Source organism: Prochlorococcus marinus str. MIT 1214 (assembly GCF_027359355.1).
Lineage (GTDB): Bacteria > Cyanobacteriota > Cyanobacteriia > PCC-6307 > Cyanobiaceae > Prochlorococcus_B > Prochlorococcus_B marinus_F.
Genome location: NZ_CP114777.1, coordinates 81539 through 102665, shown reverse-complemented (window position 1 = coordinate 102665; position 21127 = coordinate 81539). Strand labels below are relative to the sequence as shown.

Here is a 21127-nt window from a genome sequence, read left to right as displayed (position 1 = left end):
ATCTACTTCAAAGGGAAACAGGATCAACACCACTGACAACCGGTGCAACTGAGTTTAATTCCATTTCAGGATGATCTTCCTTTAACTGATTTAGATTCCACTCATTTTTAAAAAGCAGTACTGGTCTAAGCCAAGCATCCTGAACAGTTTTGCAATTAAAAATCCTCCCAACCTCCTCTAAAACTGGCCATCCCCCTTTTACCCATCTAGCGACTTGAAAACCCATTGGTTCAAGCCTAGTTTCCACTCCATATTCACTAGCAAGTCGATGTTGTACCACCTCAAGCTGAAGCTGACCAACTGCTGCCAAAATTGGATCTCTTTTGCTTTGATCTTTATCGTAAAGAATTTGAACTGCTCCCTCCTCTCTTAATTCATTGACACCTTTTCTAAAGTTTTTAAAAGCTGAAGGATTTGGATTCCTTAGCCAGCTAAATATCTCAGGGCTAAAACATGGAATCCCCTCAAATTCAACTCTAGATCCAATAAATAATGTATCTCCAATAGAAAACATCCCTGGATTATTCAAACCAATAACATCGCCAGGGTAAGCATCATCAACAACGGCCCTATCTTGACCAAAAATCTTTTGGGGCCTTGAAAGCCTGATTTGTTTACCCGTCCTAGCATGTTGAACTGTCATATCTTTTTTAAACCTCCCACTACATACTCTGACGAAGGCAACTCTATCTCTATGTTTTGGATCCATATTTGCTTGTAATTTAAATACAAATCCACTAAATGATTCTCTTGTAGGAACGATTGGTCCATCAAAGCTATTTCGAGCAACGGGTCCCTGAGATAACTCAAGAAAATTATCTAAAAATGGCCTAACCCCGAAGTTTGTCATTGCAGATCCAAAAAACACAGGCGTTAATTCACCAGATAAGATTAATTCTTGATTTAAGTCACAACCAGCCTCATCAAGTATCTCAATCTCTTCTAGTGCTTTTGTCAATAGTTCTTCTTCTACTAAATTTTTAAGTTGCGGATCATTAATTTTCAACCTTATTTCACTAGATTGCTTTCCTCGTTCCGCCCTAGAAAATAAAACAACTTCTTTGGTTGCACGCTCAACAACACCTCTAAAAAATTCACCACTTCCTATTGGCCAATTGACTGCAAAGGTTGACAATCCTAATTCAGACTCAATCTCATCTAATAATTCCAGCGGCTCTTGACCTGGCCTATCCATCTTATTGATGAACGTAAAAATTGGTATTTGACGCATTTTGCAAACCTCAAAAAGCTTTCTTGTTTGAGGTTCAAGTCCTTTCGCTGCATCCTCAAGCATCACAGCATTATCAGCAGCGGCAAGTGTCCGATACGTATCTTCCGAAAAATCTTGGTGCCCAGGAGTATCTAATAAATTAATAGTCTTATCTTTATAAGCAAATTGTAAAACAGTTGATGTGATTGAGATGCCTCTTTGTTTTTCAAGCTCCATCCAGTCAGAAGTGACTTTTCTTTGCTCTCCTCTAGCTTTTACTGCTCCAGCTTGTTGAATAGCTCCGCCATAAAGTAAAAGTTTTTCTGTCAAAGTGGTTTTCCCAGCATCAGGGTGGGAAATAATCGCAAAATTTCTTCTTTTAGCAACCTCACTACTTAAAGATATAGTTAGTTCTTCTTCTAATCTTGGATCTAAATTAGTTTTGTCTTGGGGAGTTGATTTCATTATTGTTTTTGGTTGTTCAATTGTTCAGAGAAAAGATTAAATATGCCCAATAATCTCAAAATAAAGCTCATCAACTTGAAAAACCTCTAATTGAGATAACCCTACATCGACTAACTGTTGTGATACTTCCTCAACTGTAAATGATGCCTTGAGAGATGCATAAAAATCCTTTTTTAGAATTTCTGGAGAATTTGAAAGATGTTTTTCTTTTAGCTCAAATGCTTTTTCAACAGAGGCAGGCCTTATTAAATCACGATGAATATGAATGCACTTTGTTTTACCAAGTTTTTTTAATGCATCCCAAAAACAATAAGGGTTGTGAAAATGGTGCAAGGCACTATTACTGACTAAGACATCAGCTTTAAAAGGAAAATGTATTGCACCTGAGGCTATCGAATTGATGTCAATCAATTCATAAGAAAGGTTCTTCGTAGGATTGAGGGAAAGTCTGTTTTCTGCTTCATTCAACATTTCCTTTGAGCCATCAATTCCCATAACATTTACAAAGGGCCAATTCTTGGCAATTCTCTCTGCAATATTTCCTGGCCCACATGCCATATCAAAAATCACATCATTTTCATTAAGAGTTTTTCCTACTTTTATTAAATATTTTTCAAGCGATTTAACAACCATAGAATCACTCCTAGAGAAATCCGCATCTGCATAAGCCCTTACCTGCGAAGGGATCTGCATGAGTTCTGGTTCCGGTGTTCTCTTCATTACTAAAAGAAAAAATTTGTTTTTTCTTTGGAGCCCTGTAGATGGTGTTAAAAAAACTTGCTAACGCTATACATGGCGTTACCGTAGTACTTACCAAAGAGATACAAAGATTTTGACAATCGCAACAAGCCAGCCCGAAACCAATAATTCAGCATCGGGGGAAAAAAATGTTACAACTGATTTTCCAATAACTGCACCTGCAGCTAATCCTGTCTTTTACAGAACTTATAGTAGGAAACTTCCAGCAGGTCGTGAAAGCTGGGAGCAAGTAAATAAAAGAAACCTTGATGGTCTAAAGAATCTTGGGGGGTTAAAGGAAGCAGAAATAAATTTAATGCAAAGAATGCAGCAGGAGAAAAAAGCTCTTCCCTCAGGTCGATGGCTTTGGATAGGTGGAACAGAATGGATTGGGAAAGAAAAAAATTTTTCTGGAGCTTACAATTGCACCTCAACAAATCTTGTTGATTGGCAAGCCTTTGGACTCATGATGGATTTAGCCATGATGGGTTGTGGAACAGGTGCAATAATTGAACCTCACTTAATTGATCAACTGCCAGAGGTTAAAAATACAATTAATATTAAAGATGTTTCAGATATTGGATTAACTCCCTCTGGGGAAAGGAATGAAAAAACTACATTCTCTATACAAGACAATAATGTACTGATAAAAGTTGGCGATAGTAGACGTGGATGGGTTGATAGCTATCAAAAAATCCTTGAATTAAGCAGTGACAATAGTTTTAATTCTAATGTTATTAATGTCTCTATTGATCTAAGAGATGTAAGGCCAGCGGGTGAGTCACTCAAAGGTTTCGGAGGTATGGCAAACCCTGTAAAGCTCAAAGATTTATATCCACGCGTAGCAAATCTTTTAAACAAAGCATCAGGAAGGAAACTAACTTCAATTGAATGTTGTCTACTCATCGACGAAGCAGCTGTCACAATCGTTGCTGGTAATATCAGAAGAAGTGCAGGTATGAGGCAATTTTCTGCTCTAGATTTAAAAGCTGCTGGTGCTAAAGAAAATTTATGGAAACAAGACTCAGCGGGTAATTGGAGTATTGACCCAGAGAAAGATGCATTAAGAATGGCCAACCATACTCGTGTTTACCACACCAAACCTGATTTAAAAGTTCTTGTTGATGCCGTGACTAAACAATTTCATTCAGGTGAGGGGGCTATCCAATTTGCACCAGAAGCAATTGCTCGATCAAATGCTGACATCCTTACAACAGTAGAACTCAGGAATGAATTTATAGATATCTATTGCGACCAAGGGAAAGAAGAAGCCTCCGAATGGATTCAATCAAATTACGGTCCATTTAATGAGAAAGAACTTTCTCACAGACTAAGTAGATATGGTCTTAATCCTTGCGGAGAGATTCTAGGTTCAGATTTTCACTGTAATCTTGCAGAAATCCATCTTAATCAAATTGATCCATTAGACCTAAATCAACAAGAAGATGCTTTCAAAGCAGCAGCCTTGTCAGTCGCTTGCCTCCTTAATCATCGATTCGAAGTAGAGCGATACAGAAAAAGTCGCGAATGGGATCCTATTGTTGGGGTGAGTTTCACAGGACTTTTTGACTTTTTCGTTCATGCCTTTGGAACTCCATGGTTAAAATGGTGGGAAGCCGGACGACCAGAAACAGAACAAGGAAAGGATTTTAAACTCAAAGAAGCTGCTTTTTTGAGTCGATGGAGGAAGATTGTCAACGAAACAGTATTTGATTATTGTGATAGACATAATATTCGACGTCCAAGTCGTTGTACAACAGTTCAACCTGCTGGTACAAAAAGTCTTTTAACAGGAGCTTCGCCAGGTTGGCATCCCCCAAAAGCTCAGCGTTTTATTAGAAGAATTACTTTTAGGAAGAACGATCCAGTCGCATTAGCTTGCATGGATTATGGATACACAATCGTTCCTTCTCAGTCAGATAAAGATGAAAATGGAAAACTACTAGACAATCCATTTGATCCAAAATGTACTGAGTGGCTAGTTGAAATTCCTACTGAGGTAAGTTGGGCAACCATACCTGGTGCAGATGAAATAGATATCAATAACTTCTCTGCTCTTGCACAATTTGATTTTTATATGCAAGTTCAAACAAGCTACACAGACCACAACACCTCTGCAACAATTGAATTCAGAGAAAATGAAATAGAAGGTTTAGCTAAAGCTTTGCATAGCTCAATTAATGAAAATAAAGGTTATATTTCAGCTGCCTTGTTAGCAAGGTTTGATGCAAATGCGACTTTCCCCAGACTTCCTTTTGAACCTATTGACGAAGAATGCTACACAAAATTGCAATCAGAAGTCATAAAAAGAAGGGGAAAATGTGATTTCTTTGATGCTCTTAGTCGATATGATCAAGGGGAGCTTACTGAAGCAGGACCAGCAGGTTGCGATTCTGATAAATGCTTACTCCCTCTTGCCAAACCATCTTAAGAGCATTCGTTCAAACTTAAGTAAATGTTTTTTCAGAAAAATCTAAAGAACTTAATGACAATGACTTAGTAAATAAGTTTTCTTTTTCAAAGAAGTTTTAAAGATAATTGTCCAATTTAGAAAATTTGGCTAACTATTAAATAGGTCTTGTGTACTTAAAATTTAAATGACTACAACAAATAAACCATTAAAGATAAGTGGCACAAGTACTAATGATGCACTTATCGATCAACTAAGAGCTTGTAAAAACCCAGATGAAATTCTGAAATTCGAAAAATGGTTCAATTCCAATATTGAATCAGAAAAACTTTATAAAAGAATTTGTGAATTACTAAAAAACAGAAGTATTTCAAGAGCATTAGGAACAAAGTGGCTCCTAATACTCATTGAAGATAGAGAAAATACTATAAATAAATTGACGATTCAATAATTTCTTATTTAGCTCTACTAATTCAAAATCAATTATGTATTCCTTTCACTTTAGAAAGGAAACGGTCCTGACGCTCCGCTTGAAGCAGTAAAGCCAGAGAGCGCCCAAATCCCAAAGGAAAATAACGCACATCCAATAAAAAACATCAAATGAGCTACATAACGATATTTCTCTTTTTGACTAATACCCCCCTCCATAGGAAGGTCTCCAAGGAAACGAGATTGTGGGCTCTTGTTGCTTGCCATGAATGTGATTTACCAATGTCTGAAATTATTGCACAAATAATCTCATTGACATTTATACATGCAGAGAATCTATAGGTTCTGAAATTTTTAAAGGCCTAAAAGGATTCTCTTTAAAACTGGTTTAATAGCAACTAGGGATGAAATTGTTGTTTGATCAATATTTTTTAGATTTCAGAAGCTAATAAGGTAAAATTTTAAGTGGAGAGTTGGTCGAGTGGTTTATGGCTCTAGTCTTGAAAACTAGCATGGGGGCAACTCCATCGGGGGTTCGAATCCCCCACTCTCCGTTCTTTATAGGGGAGTTTGGAGGTATTTAATTATACTCTTGCCTCTGCCATATAATAAATAAGCTCAAACAATAGATAAATCAATCAAAGTATCTTTAAAATGATTTATTTTTGAGCCTATTAAGATAAGGAAATCAAATATTTCATACCTACAAGAAAGCCATAAATCTCATGATTCTTTTATTTTTTCGTTAAGGTATCAAAACAATAGGTTTTTTAAGATTTTTAAGATAAAGATCTGATATAAATCTAATCAACCTAGTGAATCTTTAAGATTTACTAGGTTGATTTTCTTAAAAAGCTCATGAACCCATACCTTACATAATTCAATCAAAATGAAAGAAGAGCGTTACTTAAAAGACAGAGAAGCAATTGTCAGAGCTGATATCTGGAAAGAGATCACCTCTTCATGTAAAGGGCTTAGAACTGAACTTGGGTATACAAATATCCAAATAGTGGAATTTCTAAAAGAAATAACAAAAACATTTGAAAGAGACCAACTTTAAATCTTGCGGCTCGAGATTGAAATTTTGTCTTAAACTTTTACTCTTCTAATGGTTTTAAAGCTTCATCAATTATTTTTATTGCATTCGGAACACTTTTTGAAGCAGACTTCAAGCGCCACAAAGCTCCTCGAAAAATTGCACTAGTATCACCCAAGCTTTTTAGAAAGTAATTTGGGTTTATATTATGAGCTCTATCTGCTATTAAAGAGGCCTTCCAAGGATTCCATGAGGCCAAGTTAACTATAGTTCTGTAAGCGCTTGGCCAGGGATTATTGGGCAACAAAGTTTCTAAATTTCTTAGATAAATATCTGCTTCTAAAGGTCTATTCGATAATATATTCAAAAGTGATAGGGACCATAAAGATTCAACATCTTCGGGGTCTGAACTAATTTTAGATAGCGCCTTATCTCTAACTATAGTTTGATATTTAAGATGTCCATCAAGCATATGTTCTATTTCAATTTCATCAAAAATCAATTTAATGCCTAATGGACCTTGTTCCATTCCATTTGCTAGTTCAATAAATCTATTATGAAATTCATTTTGCTTAAGTGAACTTGAACCTCTTTTCCATAAAGAATAGCTCCCATTTTTTTCTCTAGGAAATTCTCGAACTTTTATGAAAAGAGAACTATCTCTGATCGCTTTATCTAGAGCAATTGCATTACTTGAAACTGAGCCTTGATCGCCCTCAGCCAAAATAATCCAATTAGAATTTTTAAGAACAGGCTCTATGTGAATAAGAGATTGCCCAAGTTGTCTACCCAAAATATTTCCACCTTGCATTCTCCCAAAATAATTTACATTATGCTGATTCATATCAGGAGTGCTGGGAACAACAATAACTGTTTCTTTTTGATCGAAAGTCTGATCTGATTTAACGATAGATATAATGTCTTTAACAGGATAATATCTGCTTGAAATATTTTTTAAAGTGTTAAATTTTTCAATAGAATTGGAAAATAAAAAGCTTATAGGAGGAATCAAGAATAATCCATAATATTTTAATTTTAAATAAGTATTAAGCCAATCAGTCCATTTAGAAAATCCAAGGGCTAACAGTAAAATAATTAACGGGATCGTACATGCAATATATCTTTCATCTTTATTAGGAATGAAAGTTGTAAAAGTCCAGCATGTTATTAAATTAATATAAACCCATCTCCATTTATAATTATTTTTATTAAAAATACTCGATAAATTTGCCGAGGTTCCAAAAGATCTTAAATAGGATAAAAAGAAAAATAGTATTCCTGAAAATCCAGAAAAGAAAATGATACTCCCAAACTGATTATCTAAATAAGGAAAGTACCAAAAAATACTTTTTAAATCTAAAATAGATGGATCGCCTTCTATAACCGCCGATTCAAAAACAGCTCTGTACGTTCCACTTAATATCATTATCCAATTGTGATAAAACCAAGGTAAAATCGCGGAAAGACTGATGAGGAATAAGCATAAGAATTGTAATCTAAAATTATTATCTCTTTTAAAAGAAATAATAAAGATAAATAGCAAAGAAGGTATTATAATTAATAAAGAGCTCTGCTTAATCAATAAAGAAGAAGCACATGCAAAAATAGCGATTATCAATTGAATCCATTTACCTCCAATTGATTTATCACTCCACCTTCCTAGATGAAACAAATAAAATGTAATAGCCGAAATCAAAGGCAATTCCAACACATAATCAGTTCTTAAATGAAATAAGAAAGGAGAAAACGCACTAATAAGAACACAAAAAAGTGCAAACTTTTTTCCTTTCAAATAAAGTCCCCAAGAAGCAATGTTAAAGATGAAAAATCCATTCCAAAAACTTAAGGACCAGGCTGCTTCATGAGGGGCATCACCAGCAAAGGCAATTAAGGCTCCATTGATTATTGAGGCCAAGGGAGGAATCTTTGGAGATTTATCTAACAGAGAACGAAAGTCTGAACCTCCATCTCCCTCCAAAAAAGAAAGTGCACGAGCATGGTCAAGTGCACTATTCAGGTAATCAGCCTGATCCCATGAAGGGGTATTGCTATAAAAATTCCACCAAATCCGATCAATCAAGGTGGATATAATCCATATAAATAAAACTGAAATCCAAAAAATATATTTAGGGTTATTAATATTTTTCTTCATAAGCATACTTTTTTCTAACAATCTAATGACTCACTTGTTTTCTTATTTGTAACACTGTTTATTCCATCTGCGATAATACATAGCTTATTTTTAACATCATTCGCGATTAATACATCAGTAAAATCGGCACCTTCAATAATAACGTTTTCAAATTTAGCATTATAAGCAAAAGCACCTTCTAATATACTATTTGAAAGGTTAGCACCATTAAGTATGGCAGCATCCATTGTTACATCTCTCATATTTGTATTACTTAGATTAGCGTTTTCAAGCTTTGCATCAAAAAAACTAGCTCCTTGAAGATCACTACCAGAAAAATCAGCATCTTGGAGATCACTTAGATAGAAAGTAGCACCTTTCAAATCGATGTTAGAGAAATCAGCGCCTATCAAGGTTTGCTTTCCATAGTCCAAGGCTGCATAAGCTGGAAGAGAATAAAAGAAAAATAGAGCCGAGCTTACAAAAAAAAGAAGACGTTTAGACATAACTTTCTAATAGCTACCAATAAATATTTTAATTCAAAAGGGGCTCCCAGTTAAATTAAATATTGAATCTAATATGTATTAAAACCTAAAAAGTACTATTATAATTTCTCCTAAATCATAAAAAGCAAATCAAAGTAAACAAATTATTAAGATCAATATATTGATCTTAATAATTATATAAAATGATTTAAAAATTATCTTATGAAAAAAGATTCCATGCCAAACCTTGAATAAAAACGATACAAGTAAATCAAATTTTCTAACTAGCTAAAAGATAAGCCTATGATTTAATATATATTTTACATATATATTAAATAATTCTCTAACTATACCAAATTTAAAAGATACAATTTTCTAGAAATGATTAACAAGGCATATGAAGTCATAATTGTTGGTTCCGGCGCAACAGGAGGGATGGCTGCTCTAACAATGGCCAAGGCAGGCATAAGAGTATTAGTAATTGAAAGAGGTCCTGAACTGGAAATCAAGCAGGCACAGGGAACAGAGCCCTGCAATATGATTCGAAGACTAATAGGAGTAACAACTGGAAATTATCAAAACCAACCTCAGCACCCTGGTTTCTGGAAATCAAATCCTATACTTTACGCAAACAAAAAAACAAATCCTTATACACACCCACCAAAAGCTCCATTCATGTGGACGCAGGGCAATCAAGTTGGGGGAAGAAGCCTTACTTGGGGTGGAATAACCTTAAGATTAGCCAACGAAGATTTTGAAGCCTCAAAAGATAAAGAATACAACCTTCAATGGCCTATTAGTTATAAAGATCTTGAGTCACATTATTCAGAAATAGAGAATTTTCTAAGAATATATGGCAACAAAGACGATCTTAATCAACTACCCAATGGTGAATTTATTGGCAAAAGTCCATTTACAGAAAGTGAGGAAGAATTCGCCGTTAAGATAAAAGAAAAATTAAATCTTCCCTTTATACATTCCAGAGGCTTTGGAGATAATAAAGATAAAACAAAATGGCCAAGATCCAGTAGTCTGGGCAGCACATTAAAAGAAGCCTCTAGATTAGGGAAAGTAGAAATACTTTCAGATCATATTGTAGAGAAATTAGTATTAAATAAGGATAGAAAGTCTGCAAAAAGTGTTATCATAGTAAACCAAAATAATGGGAAAAGAAGTGAATTAGAAAGTAAATTAATCATATTATGTTCATCAACAATCCAAACAATTAGAATTCTATTAAGTTCCGAAGAAAGTAATGATTCAAATGGTCTAATTGATCCATCCCATTCATTGGGAAAGAACTTAATGGACCATATATCAACATGTAGATTTTTTACTGTCCCAATCGATAAAAATTTAACTAATTATTCAAAAAATAATAATAATTATGTTTTAACAGGAGCTGGTAGTTTCTTTATTCCCATAGGGAGAAATCGATCAAAAAAAAATAACTTTGTCGGAGGATATGGAATCTGGGGAGGGATCGATAGATTTGAGCCACCAGATGTTTTAAAAAATTATAAAGATACAAAAACGGGTTTCCTTATAGGTCACGGAGAAGTACTCCCGAATAATAAAAACACTGTTTCTCTAACAAAAAGAACAGATCAATATGATATTTCTATCCCACACATATCAATTGTTTGGCGTGAAAATGAAAAAAGAATGGTTACAGAGATGAACAGAATGATTGAACTTATTATCGATTCTGGAAACGGAAAAATTATTCCAGTGCATGAAATCCTAAATATTCCATTTACCAAACAAATTCTAAATAAATCTGTTGCTGCTAAAAGCGATGCTCCACCCCCTGGTTATTACATACATGAGGTAGGAGGGGCACCAATGGGAAATACCAAGGAAAAGAGCGTTTTAGATAAATGGAATCGTCTATGGGAATGCAGCAATGTATTAGTCGTTGATGGAGCTTGCTGGCCAACTTCATCTTGGCAAAGTCCAACGTTAACAATGATGGCAATAACAAAAAGGGCTTGCGAAAAGGCAATTATCGACTTTAAAGGTTGAAAATATCATTTAAGTATTTCTCAGTTACTGCTCTATCATCAGAACCGTTTTGAAAAAGAAAATTTGCAATAGCAGAGCTAATAAGCTTGGATTGATCCCACTTATTATTTCCACTTATAAAATCCTTCATACCTGCATAAAGAGCTTCAGGCACTTCAGCTTCTAGGCTAATAGAGATAAGTTCCAAGTCATTCTCAAAACATCTAACCTCATCACTTTTCATCTCATCAGTACGAGTTTCAATTTGATTAAACTCCATCTACTTTTTTGAAATTCGAAATGTATGAGATAAGGATCTTAAATTTTCAATAAAACGTCAAAGATAAAGAAAAGCTATACTAAAAATCTGAGACACTACTAGACTCATCTCATACCAAGCTTTATCTAGGAAGAGGCTCGATCCGAATAACTTTATTCGCCTAAGATGTCTAAGTGTAAATTACTATTAAAAAATCTGTTGAATCCCACAAGCCCTTTACGAAAACTAGGGTTTTAGTTATTTAAAGTGGAAAACTACTCATTAGCTGTGGAAATCACCTGGGGAAAAGGACCGAAACTAAACGTTAAAAAAATGTTTAGATAACGAGTCCCTTGCGTCGCATTCAAGAAAGAGACAATTGATTCTTTGATTTACACTTATTTTTTTTAGATTTAGCTTTTCTTTGAAGAGCGAAGCGTGACAGGACCTAAAGGATGCTCAGCATGTGGATAAGGAATATGTTCATGAGAATGTTCATGCGATTTACTTTCTAGTGGAATGTCTAGACAACCTTCAACATGCTGATGGTGACTGACCTGTTCATATCCAACCTCACTTTCAAAACCTAATAGATTAGAGCGATATTTACATAAAGCGCAATTCATAAAATTCTCTCCATTAAAAACCTCATGAATTCTTTCCATAAAAGTATCAATAACTAAATCTTGGTCTGATAGGTAACTTGCGTTTAAAAACTGCACATCAGGATTATCATTTGCAACCCTAATAGAATGATCTCTAACACGACTTACCAAAACTCCAGAAAAAAGAAAATAAGGCAATAAAATTACTCTTTTAAAACCTAATTTGAGAACATGCCTCAAACCAGGATCAACAAGGGGGAAAGTTACTCCTGAAAAAACGGTTTCTCCCCATCCAAATCCAAATCCCTCAACAAGCATCCTTGTAATCTTACAAACATTTGAATTAGCATCTGGATCTGATGATCCCCTTCCTGCTACTACTAGTAATGTTTCAGAAATAGGAAATATTGGATTACTATCAATTATTTCTTTGAGTCTTGCTCCTGCTGCTCCAATCATCAAAGAATTCAGACCAAGCTCTCTGCCATATTGAATTGGAAGTCCATTATCAGCAGAATATTTATTCAAAACAGCAGGTATATCATTTTTAGTATGTCCCGCAGCAAATAACATAGCTGGTAGAGCAATTACTCTCTCTACTCCCATATTTTTAAGTTGATCTAAGGCCTCATTGATTATTGGTCGGTTGAATTCTAGGAATCCGAATGCAACTGGAACATTAGGTATTCTGGATTTTATCCTATTGACTACATTTACAAACTCCTCTACTGCTTGAGGATCTCTACTCCCATGGCCACATAAAACAATTCCAATATTTGATGGAAATTTATAATTAATTGAAGTCGAAGAAATCAAAACGCTTTTAGCTAATAATTTACTTTAATTGAATATAGTTTTATAAAATATCAACTTAAGAGATTCATTATAGTAAGAGGAGGAAATTATTAAAAATTCAATATCACTGCAAAATCGAAATTCTAATGATAGCGATGTCCTTGGGGTATTGGATTCTGTCAACTCAGAATTTTTCCAATCATTGAAATCATCCCAGCCTACTTATAGTCCCTTTCTAGTATCTAGTGGTGGGACTACAAGTAGAGCAGCTGCAGATAAACATTGGATTTTAGACCTAAGAAAAAATTATCAAAATATATCTTTTGATTTAGACAAACAGCAGGTAGAAATTGAGGCGGGGGTAAATATGGGTGAGTTATCCTCTTTTTTAAAGAAGCATAAAAGAAGTTTCCCAATTGGTCTTTCAGGGAAGACAGGCATGGGATATCTCTTAACCGGTGGAATAAGTCCACTTAGTAGAGGCAGAGGATTAGCTATTGATCAAATTATGGAGATTAAAGGTTTTTGGGGTAATGGAAAAGAGTTTCACATATTACGACCAAAGACAAAAGAAGAATCAAGTTTTGAATGGAAAGCCCTTTGCGGGGCAGCAATATTTCTTGGAATAATCACAAAAGTAAAGTTAAAGACTCAGCCATTAAGACCACTATTAAGTTGGACAGCAAGTCTTTCATTTTCTCAACTATCTGAATGTGTTAATCAAGCCGAAAGTTGGCCTAATTCACTTAGCTTTCAATGGATATACGGAGAAGATATTTTTGCACATGCAATCGGTGAAATTAAAAATAGTAATGATGAGAGCGTCTTGATTAACTTATTGGAAAAATTACCATTCTCGCGAAATCGAATCATTAATAAATTCTCGGATATGAACTCTTTACCAAACTTAAGCTTAGGAAAAAATAAAAATAATAATTCAACCCATTCCGAAGTTCTGGGTTTACTAGGCCCTGCTTGGCAAGAAAATAATCGACAAGTATTAAAAATCCTTCAAGATTTAATGAATAAAAGACCTAACAAAAGTTGTTATATAGCTTCTCAACAATTAGGAGGTTTAACGCATTTAAATAATCTTGAAACTTCATTTATTCATCGTGATGCGGTATGGAAGCCCTGGATTAATGGGGCTTGGGAAGCCTACGATCAATCAAGTAGAAAAAGAGCTCTAGATTGGATGAGGGAGTGTTGGTATAATCTAGAATTCATATGCCCAGGTGTGCATCTTGCGCAAATACACCCTCATTTAGAATGGCATCAAAAAGAATTATCATCAGCATTCAAAGATTGGCTTCCAAAATTACAAGAGCTCAAAGCTATTCATGATCCAAAAAATATAATGCCACCTTTAAGATAGTCTGATTTTATTCCAGTAAATATAAGACTTGATAAATCTAAGAAAGTTAAACACTTAGGCTTACTCGTTGATAACAGAACCACAACCATTGCTGAAATAACAAGTTTCGATGTGATCGCCATGAAGTATTTGATTTGGTCAAATCAAAGTTCTCTGGAGGGGGTACATCGCCTCTTTTCTTATCTCTTTCCATCTCAGCTTTCAATCGATCAACATTATATTCAGGATGTCCTAAATGCATTAATTGCCTTTGGTCAGGTGTTTCAAAAATTGTATAACCTACTTTTTCCCCATGAGCCAATAATCTTAGCTTACCTTTCTTTTCTGCTTCTTCCATTTCAATATCAGGTAATCCGGCATACCTACTTTGGGGGCAAAGGAACTCATCATCTTGCGTTCCCATTAAAGAATGCCCAGGGACAAGACTTCTCATTGGATATACACCAAAAAGTTTTTTATTGAAATTATTTTTCTCAACCCCAGCCATATATGCCATTGCAAAACCAGCCCAACACAATCCTAAGGTACTTGCACATTTTAATTTTGCCTCCCCAATTAGATTTACTAATTCTTTCCAATAATTCACTGCTTCAAACGGGAGATGCTCCACAGGTGCTCCAGTAATAATCAAGCCATCTAGAGGAGTTGGAGACATTGCCTCCTCCCAATAAACATATAAATTTTTTAGATGCTCTATATCCCAAGTTTTATATGAATGAGATTTTAATCTTATCCATATAGGTTCTATTTGGAGAGGGGAAAGTCCTAACGGGTGCAATAAATTAAATTCATATAATTTTCCCAAAGGCATAATATTTAATATCCCAATTCTAAGAGGTCTAATGTCCTGTCTTTCTGCTAGTTCAGGTTCAATCCATGAGATATGATTTTTTTCAATTGATGAAATCTTATGATAACTACGAGGAAGTATTAAAGCCATATCTATATACCTCCTTGGAAAATCAAATTAAATTTAAGGCCTGCTCAAAATCCTCTAAAATATCATCAATATGTTCTATACCAACAGACACTCTTACCATAGTAGGAGTGACGCCTGCGGATAACTGTTCTTCCGAAGATAATTGTTGATGAGTTGTTGAAGCAGGATGAATTACTAATGTTTTTGCATCGCCTACATTTGCTAGATGACTAGAAAGTTTCAAAGAGTTTATGAAAGTTACAGCATCATCAAAGCCACCTTTCAAAGAAAAAATCAACATGGAGCCTTTTCCTCTATTGGTCATATAAGAAGAGGCTCTTGAATGGTATTTATCCGTTGTTAATCCTGGATAACTAACATTATCAACTTTTGAATGAGCATCTAGCCACTTAGCTAATGAGAGAGCATTAGAGCAATGTCTTTCTATTCTTAAACTTAAAGTTTCCAATCCTTGAAGTAATAAAAATGAATTAAATGGACTAATTGCTGGGCCCCAATCTCTTAACCCCTCTAGCCTGGCTCTCAAAGCGAAGGCAATATTTCGATCTGCAGGGACTCCAAGCATTCCGCAAATATCACTCCCAAATCCAAAAGCATCCCAATGAACCAAACCATGATAAGCCGCGCTAGGTTGACTCATTAAAGGATATTTTCCATTTCCCCAATCAAAAGTCCCAGCATCAACAATTACCCCTCCAAGACTAGTGCCATGACCTCCAATCCATTTCGTTGCACTTTGAACAACTATATCGGCCCCATGTTCAATAGGACGAATTAAAGCTCCAGCAGCTCCAAGAGTATTATCAACAATTAAAGGTATATTTTTTGATTTAGCTAATTTCGAAAGCCCCTCAAAATCAGGGATATTAAACCTGGGATTCCCCATAGACTCTACATAAATTGCTTTGGTAGATGAATCAATTTGTTCTTCAAAACTTTCTGCATCATCACCATCAGCAAACTTCACATTGATTCCTAAACGTGGAAATTGAACTTTAAATTGGTTATAACTGCCACCATACAAAAAGGATGTTGATACGAAGCTATCACCTGCAGTAAGAAAGTTTGTAATCGCAATGAATTGTGCAGATTGTCCTGATGCTGTAGCTAAAGCAGCTACTCCTCCTTCAAGTGCTGCAACTCTTTTTTCGAAAACATCCGTTGTAGGATTCATCAAGCGGGTATAGATATTTCCAAACTCTTTCAAGCCAAATAAATTTGCCCCATGATCTACATCGTTAAAAACATATGAACTTGTCTGGTATATAGGTACCGCCCTAGAATTGGTAGCAGGATCTGGCAATTGTCCTGCATGCAATTGAAGCGTTTCAAAACGTTGGGAAGTCAAAGAATTAATTATCTCTATTTACTTTTTAGCCACATAAGTTGAGAATTGGCTACTTAATTTATCCAATCATTAGGAGGTAAAGATTTATCTGACTCAGCTAGCGATGGTAAATTTTCTTTTATAAATGACAAAAGCTTTTCGTTGACTTTTTTACGGAATTCCAGAACGTGCTCTTGATCAATTATTTGATAATCTTGGTTACTTTCATAATCACTATCTCTAAGAGATCGCCAACTAGAGTTTTCACCACTTGATTTAGCATTAGCCAAAGCTCCTTGGAAATCAAATTGCTTTGTAATAACTGATTCTTTATATATTTCCAAAGCTGTTTTAACCAAGTCCTCTCTAATTGGACCAATTAATTTAGCCTTAATCGTATCCGGCAAGCCTAGAACTGGCTCAAAATAATCAATTACTCGAAGTTCCTCCTCGAGAAAAATAGGCCAAACCCCTCTCTTACCATCGTCTAAATTTTCATTCAACTCAAAATCATTCATTTCATTCAAAAAAAATTGAATCCAGCAATAATATGACTTTTCTTTAAGAGGTTTTTTAATTGAAACTTTGTTTTTAGAAATTTGAGGCAATAAAGATTCTGCTTTTCTTAGAAACAACCTATCTTCTCTCTCTAAATTTATAGAGCCCCACCTTTGCCTGTAATCCCATAATTCAATATATTTGTACAAATCTTCCTGATTCCAACCTAATTGTTTAAGCTCATCAGCCCTATGGGTTAATTCCTTTGCCACAAGAAAAAATAAATATCGATTTTACTTTAGTGACAAGTTGGGCTATGTGAAACCCTAAACAATTTTTTGTACATCTGAGACAAAAGTTGAGTTTGTAGAAATCCCAATTTCATGAAGTGAATTTGACAAAGTAGGAATTTGAGTAATGAAACTTGTAAGTAATCGATATTGAACCTCTGCTCTATATAGATTGTGAGTTTGATATTTTATTTTGAAGTATCTATTTGATTGCAAAAAATCATTTAGGAATCTAATAGTTAATTCAACTATTATCAAATAAATAAATTCGGGAAGGAACTCGAAGTAATTAGCTTTTTCATTAGGTATTGAGAAATAGCCTTTGAGAAAATATTGACAACAATTAATATCAAAGTATACATTCTCTATCTTATCTGAATCCTCCCCTGCCATATTACAAATGGAACGAATACAATCAGCCAGATCAGAAAGTAAATAACCCGAAGAAACAGTGTCTAGATCAATTAAAGAGACAACATATTTATCTTGAATATCAAAAAGGAAATTACTTAACTTAGGATCGCCATGAATTAAATTAGATTGTATTGATTTTCCCATTAAATATCCTAATAAATATTCAACATATAAAATATGATTAGATAAGTTAACAATTAAATTTTGAACTCTTTTATTTACTTTATCGTCTAATTTAATGAAGTTATAATCCTTGATGATCAAATTAAATTGAGCTATATAGTGCTTTGTATTATGGAAATCTTTAATAGTATTTTCTAATTTTGTAAGGTCAATATCGGAGCAAATCCTATGGAACTTAGCAAGGCCAAGTCCTGTTTCATAAGCCATTTTATTATCTTCTAAAATATCAAAACTAAGAGTATGATCTATATATTTCATCGCTCGCCAAAATTCTGAATGATATGGGAGCAAATAGAGGTTATTAGAATTACACTTAATTAAAAATGGAACCTCCCACCTTTTATTATCAAATTTAAGATCTTTTTTTTTTATTTTATTTTTAATATGTTCAGTTATTAATTTATGATTCATATTAATTCCTTCATAGGATTCAAATATATTACTAAGTCTCTGCAAAATAAATTTAGACTTTGTCCCATTAATTAAATGTTCAATGATATACGTTTTATTTATAAGGCCAGAATCTATAAAATCTATATTTAAAAGTTTACTCTTTTCAAAAAACTTGCAAGTAATTAAATTTATTTTTTCACATTCCCTAGAGTTTATTTTATACATTAGATTCTATCAAATAAGTTTCCATGTAATCAATAACTTTCTTATAAATAGGCTGATCTTCTAGTCCTAGTGGATTATCAAAGTCAATCTCATTTAATTCAAAAAATAATTGATCTTCATCAGTTAGTGCCTTTGTTAAAAAATCAATAGAAGTTTTTAGATGGAAACTATTAAGTGCTTCAGAGATTTTCTTGCTCTTGCATGACTTAACAGATTCTTGACAATAATTAGCTAATTCACGGCTACTTGTCATCACATTATAAATATAATTTTTAATCTCGAAAGGACCCATTATACACATATATAAAAGATTAATCATTGAGGAATTATTCAACGGTATTGAATATTTTCTTAAGATGTCTGGCCAATAATTTAAAGAGTTTATACCTTCTAAAGCTCCTCGTTTAAGACCAGATATTTCGCACCATTCTATAAACTCATCTACACCTTTTGGACATCTTTTATACTCAATCATCCTCTCAGCTAGGACTTCACCAGCTTGAAAATTCCTAGTTGGTTTGCCACTTACAGGCAACATCATACTGCCTCTCACATCGGCAACCATAGCTGTCAATTGAGTAAAAGTATGATCTCTTACCTGAACAAAATCTCCATCCTTAAGATAGGACGCCTCTATTCGTTGGACGCTATATCCAAGTTCAGTAATAGGGAAAGGTTGTTTTATATATAAATTCTCCCTATCTGTTCGACGCATGGAAACATAGGCTGCCTGATCTAGGCATTGATCTAACAATAGAGTTAACAACGTTGGCAACAATCCAGGATTATTCTTATGAAAAGCATGGCCAAAACCCGCTAAGATTGAAGATATATTTTTAGCAGCTTTTATATATTGACCTTCAATATTATGAATACCTGCAGAAACTTGAATATTTGGTGAAATTTTATTTAATAATTTTGCACCTAATATTGCATTCATAGCATCTGGATGACAAAAATTAGCCGTAAAACTATCTAATGGATTTCGAAGAGCGCCGTGTCGATGAAAGCCTGAAAAGAAAGCTAGATTATTTAATTTTTCGCACAACACAAAAGATTCATTCAAATTAAAATCATGACAAAATGAACCAACTAAACATGCAATTAAAACGTTATCTCTACGAAGTTCTTTTTTGAGTTTAAATGCTAAATTTACGTCGTTTATTATATGTTTACTATTTGAGCTCAAAAGAACTAATTCACATTTAATTATTAAATCCTTAAGAGTATTATATCTTCCTGATTTATCATCATTTGAAATTGCCATAGATTCAATTTTATTTTTTATACAGTTATCCATTCCAGACAGCTCAATATCAGAGAAAGCTCCAAAAAGTTCTCTACCTTCTCTGGGGGCTAAAAGAATGTTTAAACCTTCATTTTGCAACGCACAGTTATAGGCAAGGGAAGCAGGATACAAGCCGACACTATAAAACCCTACATTCCCATTCAAAACCTCTCGAATTCTTATGGCTATAGGCTCACTTGAATAAGGCTCAGCAAAGAAGCTATTACTTAAATTCTTATCAAACACTGTGTATTTGCATTCATTTACATTATATACAATAATATGAAACTTTTAAAATAGTTTTTATTATATTGAATATATATCTATATACTCATTTAAGAATAAGAAGTATCAAGAATTTGTATATTAATTTGAGCCATAGTAAACTAATATTTAAAGGCTTCTTTGATGAAAATGTTTAAAACGAAAGAAGAAGTTATTAACACTATACTAAATGAACAAAATATCCTAATAGTTCAGGATCTTGACGGCGTTTGTATCCCACTTGTTCAAGACCCACTCAAAAGAGAGATCAACAAAGAATATGTGGAGGACGTTTCAAGATTAAGAGAGAAATTTGCCGTCCTAACCTGCGGGGAGCATGAAGGCAGAAGAGGCGTTAATCGTTTAGTAGAGAAAGCACTTAATTCAAAAACAACAGCAAAAGAAAATGGCTTTTACTTACCTGGGCTTGCGGCATGTGGAGTTGAATTTCAAGATAGATTTAGTAATTTATCCCATCCAGGGCTCAAAGATAATGAGATTAGCTTTTTAGCAAAAGTTCCAAAGATGATGCGATCAATGTTAACTAATGAATTAAAAAAATACTTACCAGATCTTCCAAATGAGTTAAGAAACAAATTAATTGATGTAGCTGTTTGTGACACGCGCTTTACTCCCACTTTAAACTTTAATGAAATTTTTAGTTACGTTAAAAATGATTTTCAAAAAGTGAAAGATTTGCAATTGATTATGGAAAAAATAATGAATATTTTATTAGAAAAAGCTAAAAATATTGGCTTAGAAAACTCTTTTTATCTTCATTTGATGCCAAATCTAGGGATAAGAGATGGCAGAGAAATAATGAAATATTCAACTCAAAATGAATTTGGGACAACAGATATTCAGTTCATTATCAATGGTGCAATAAAAGAAGCAGGCCTTTTACTGCTATTAAATAAATACATATCAAACAAAACTGGTGTTTATCCTTTCGGTGAAAATTTCAATGTCAGGAATGCTCCAAAGACACATAAGAAATTAATAGAGCTGTGCAGAGATAAAATTCCAAGTGCACAAATGCCACTGCTAATAGGGGTTGGCGATACAGTAACCTCGGTTAAAGATAATAAAGATAATTCTTGGTTAAGAGGTGGAAGTGATAGAGGTTTCTTAACATTGATCCAAAGGTTGGGAGAATCATACAAGAAAGAGAATCAAGTTGTATTTGTTAACAGCTGCAACGATCAGGTAAAAAGACCAAGAATTAATGGAACTGATATGACAGGTATTAGTGATCCTAATGATGATTTAAAATTGAATCTGGTTATCAATGATGGTCCAAGAGAATATATAAAGTGGTTTAAACAATTAGCTAGTAACTTTTAACTTAATTAATAAAATAAAT

Annotated in this window: 18 protein-coding genes and 1 tRNA gene; 7 read left to right on the top strand and 12 right to left on the bottom strand. The window is 34.0% G+C overall.

Annotation, left to right across the window (positions count from 1 at the left end; genetic code table 11):
* Positions 1–7: 7 nt before the first annotated feature.
* Both O5639_RS00490 and O5639_RS00485 read right to left on the bottom strand, forming a co-directional pair.
* On the bottom strand, positions 8–1675 hold the full coding sequence (locus O5639_RS00490) for a peptide chain release factor 3 (protein ID WP_269624573.1): 1668 nt from the start codon (positions 1673–1675) through the stop codon (positions 8–10).
* 36 nt (positions 1676–1711) lie between these two features.
* Positions 1712–2395 (bottom strand): class I SAM-dependent methyltransferase, encoded by a 684-nt coding sequence (locus O5639_RS00485; RefSeq protein ID WP_269624572.1) that lies wholly within the window; start codon positions 2393–2395, stop codon positions 1712–1714.
* Between the two features lie 112 nt (positions 2396–2507).
* Here O5639_RS00485 and nrdJ point away from each other — a divergent pair, with 112 nt between their 5' ends.
* On the top strand, positions 2508–4844 hold the full coding sequence (nrdJ, locus tag O5639_RS00480; RefSeq protein WP_269624571.1) for a ribonucleoside-triphosphate reductase, adenosylcobalamin-dependent: 2337 nt from the start codon (positions 2508–2510) through the stop codon (positions 4842–4844).
* A gap of 166 nt (positions 4845–5010) precedes the next feature.
* Positions 5011–5274, top strand: coding sequence for an RNA recognition motif-containing protein (locus O5639_RS00475; protein WP_269624570.1), 264 nt, complete (start codon positions 5011–5013; stop codon positions 5272–5274).
* A gap of 50 nt (positions 5275–5324) precedes the next feature.
* Here the strand turns inward: O5639_RS00475 and O5639_RS00470 are convergent, their stop codons facing one another.
* On the bottom strand, positions 5325–5519 hold the full coding sequence (locus tag O5639_RS00470; RefSeq protein WP_011293625.1) for a hypothetical protein: 195 nt from the start codon (positions 5517–5519) through the stop codon (positions 5325–5327).
* Positions 5520–5719: 200 nt separating this feature from the next.
* Here O5639_RS00470 and O5639_RS00465 point away from each other — a divergent pair.
* Together O5639_RS00465 and O5639_RS00460 are read left to right on the top strand one after the other, a co-directional pair.
* Positions 5720–5806: transfer RNA gene (locus tag O5639_RS00465), tRNA-Ser, on the top strand.
* A 335-nt stretch (positions 5807–6141) separates the two neighbouring features.
* On the top strand, positions 6142–6312 hold the full coding sequence (locus O5639_RS00460) for a hypothetical protein (protein WP_011295219.1): 171 nt from the start codon (positions 6142–6144) through the stop codon (positions 6310–6312).
* Positions 6313–6349: 37 nt separating this feature from the next.
* On the opposite strand, the gene O5639_RS00455 is transcribed toward O5639_RS00460, so the two are convergent.
* Together O5639_RS00455 and O5639_RS00450 are read right to left on the bottom strand one after the other, a co-directional pair.
* Positions 6350–8440 carry a hypothetical protein gene (locus O5639_RS00455; protein ID WP_269624569.1) on the bottom strand — a complete coding sequence of 697 codons (2091 nt, stop codon included), beginning with the start codon at positions 8438–8440 and terminating at the stop codon, positions 6350–6352.
* Between the two features lie 14 nt (positions 8441–8454).
* Positions 8455–8925, bottom strand: a complete 471-nt coding sequence (locus tag O5639_RS00450) for a pentapeptide repeat-containing protein (RefSeq protein ID WP_269624568.1) — start codon at positions 8923–8925, stop codon at positions 8455–8457.
* Between the two features lie 360 nt (positions 8926–9285).
* Here O5639_RS00450 and O5639_RS00445 point away from each other — a divergent pair, with 360 nt between their 5' ends.
* Positions 9286–10929: a GMC oxidoreductase gene (locus O5639_RS00445; protein WP_269624567.1), complete on the top strand. Its 1644-nt coding sequence runs from the start codon at positions 9286–9288 to the stop codon at positions 10927–10929.
* Here the strand turns inward: O5639_RS00445 and O5639_RS00440 are convergent.
* Both O5639_RS00440 and O5639_RS00435 read right to left on the bottom strand, forming a co-directional pair.
* Complete coding sequence (locus O5639_RS00440) at positions 10919–11188, bottom strand: DUF2811 domain-containing protein (protein WP_269624566.1); 270 nt, start codon at positions 11186–11188, stop codon at positions 10919–10921. The two genes, O5639_RS00445 and O5639_RS00440, sit on opposite strands and share 11 nt — an antisense overlap.
* A gap of 392 nt (positions 11189–11580) precedes the next feature.
* Positions 11581–12588 (bottom strand): sirohydrochlorin chelatase, encoded by a 1008-nt coding sequence (locus O5639_RS00435; protein WP_269624565.1) that lies wholly within the window; start codon positions 12586–12588, stop codon positions 11581–11583.
* Between the two features lie 148 nt (positions 12589–12736).
* Here O5639_RS00435 and O5639_RS00430 point away from each other — a divergent pair, with 148 nt between their 5' ends.
* Positions 12737–13942, top strand: coding sequence for an FAD-binding protein (locus O5639_RS00430; protein WP_269624564.1), 1206 nt, complete (start codon positions 12737–12739; stop codon positions 13940–13942).
* A 46-nt stretch (positions 13943–13988) separates the two neighbouring features.
* Here O5639_RS00430 and O5639_RS00425 read toward each other — a convergent pair whose 3' ends face one another.
* From O5639_RS00425 to O5639_RS00405, 5 genes are all read right to left on the bottom strand, one after another.
* The gene (locus O5639_RS00425; protein WP_269624563.1) at positions 13989–14882 is read right to left on the bottom strand and encodes a homoserine O-succinyltransferase; all 894 of its coding nucleotides are present in this window, start codon (positions 14880–14882) and stop codon (positions 13989–13991) included.
* 22 nt (positions 14883–14904) lie between these two features.
* Positions 14905–16230 (bottom strand): O-acetylhomoserine aminocarboxypropyltransferase/cysteine synthase family protein, encoded by a 1326-nt coding sequence (locus tag O5639_RS00420; protein ID WP_269624562.1) that lies wholly within the window; start codon positions 16228–16230, stop codon positions 14905–14907.
* Positions 16231–16283: 53 nt separating this feature from the next.
* Positions 16284–16979 carry a hypothetical protein gene (locus tag O5639_RS00415; protein WP_269624561.1) on the bottom strand — a complete coding sequence of 232 codons (696 nt, stop codon included), beginning with the start codon at positions 16977–16979 and terminating at the stop codon, positions 16284–16286.
* A 54-nt stretch (positions 16980–17033) separates the two neighbouring features.
* Positions 17034–18005, bottom strand: a complete 972-nt coding sequence (locus tag O5639_RS00410) for an aminoglycoside phosphotransferase family protein (protein ID WP_332299736.1) — start codon at positions 18003–18005, stop codon at positions 17034–17036.
* Positions 18006–18204: 199 nt separating this feature from the next.
* The gene (locus O5639_RS00405) at positions 18205–19746 is read right to left on the bottom strand and encodes a hypothetical protein (protein WP_269624559.1); all 1542 of its coding nucleotides are present in this window, start codon (positions 19744–19746) and stop codon (positions 18205–18207) included.
* Positions 19747–19908: 162 nt separating this feature from the next.
* Here O5639_RS00405 and stpA point away from each other — a divergent pair, with 162 nt between their 5' ends.
* Positions 19909–21108: a glucosylglycerol 3-phosphatase gene (stpA, locus tag O5639_RS00400; RefSeq protein ID WP_269624558.1), complete on the top strand. Its 1200-nt coding sequence runs from the start codon at positions 19909–19911 to the stop codon at positions 21106–21108.
* The last annotated feature ends 19 nt before the right edge of the window (positions 21109–21127 follow it).

Coding starts and splice junctions, on each gene's coding strand:
- stpA (WP_269624558.1), top strand. CDS start 19,909: ATGAAAATGTTTAAAACGAAAGAAGAAGTTATTAACACTATACTAAAT.
- O5639_RS00485 (WP_269624572.1), bottom strand. CDS start 2,395: ATGAAGAGAACACCGGAACCAGAACTCATGCAGATCCCTTCGCAGGTA.
- O5639_RS00425 (WP_269624563.1), bottom strand. CDS start 14,882: ATGGCTTTAATACTTCCTCGTAGTTATCATAAGATTTCATCAATTGAA.
- O5639_RS00440 (WP_269624566.1), bottom strand. CDS start 11,188: ATGGAGTTTAATCAAATTGAAACTCGTACTGATGAGATGAAAAGTGAT.
- O5639_RS00475 (WP_269624570.1), top strand. CDS start 5,011: ATGACTACAACAAATAAACCATTAAAGATAAGTGGCACAAGTACTAAT.
- O5639_RS00490 (WP_269624573.1), bottom strand. CDS start 1,675: ATGAAATCAACTCCCCAAGACAAAACTAATTTAGATCCAAGATTAGAA.
- O5639_RS00470 (WP_011293625.1), bottom strand. CDS start 5,519: ATGGCAAGCAACAAGAGCCCACAATCTCGTTTCCTTGGAGACCTTCCT.
- O5639_RS00445 (WP_269624567.1), top strand. CDS start 9,286: ATGATTAACAAGGCATATGAAGTCATAATTGTTGGTTCCGGCGCAACA.
- O5639_RS00450 (WP_269624568.1), bottom strand. CDS start 8,925: ATGTCTAAACGTCTTCTTTTTTTTGTAAGCTCGGCTCTATTTTTCTTT.
- O5639_RS00455 (WP_269624569.1), bottom strand. CDS start 8,440: ATGAAGAAAAATATTAATAACCCTAAATATATTTTTTGGATTTCAGTT.
- O5639_RS00460 (WP_011295219.1), top strand. CDS start 6,142: ATGAAAGAAGAGCGTTACTTAAAAGACAGAGAAGCAATTGTCAGAGCT.
- O5639_RS00410 (WP_332299736.1), bottom strand. CDS start 18,005: ATGAATCATAAATTAATAACTGAACATATTAAAAATAAAATAAAAAAA.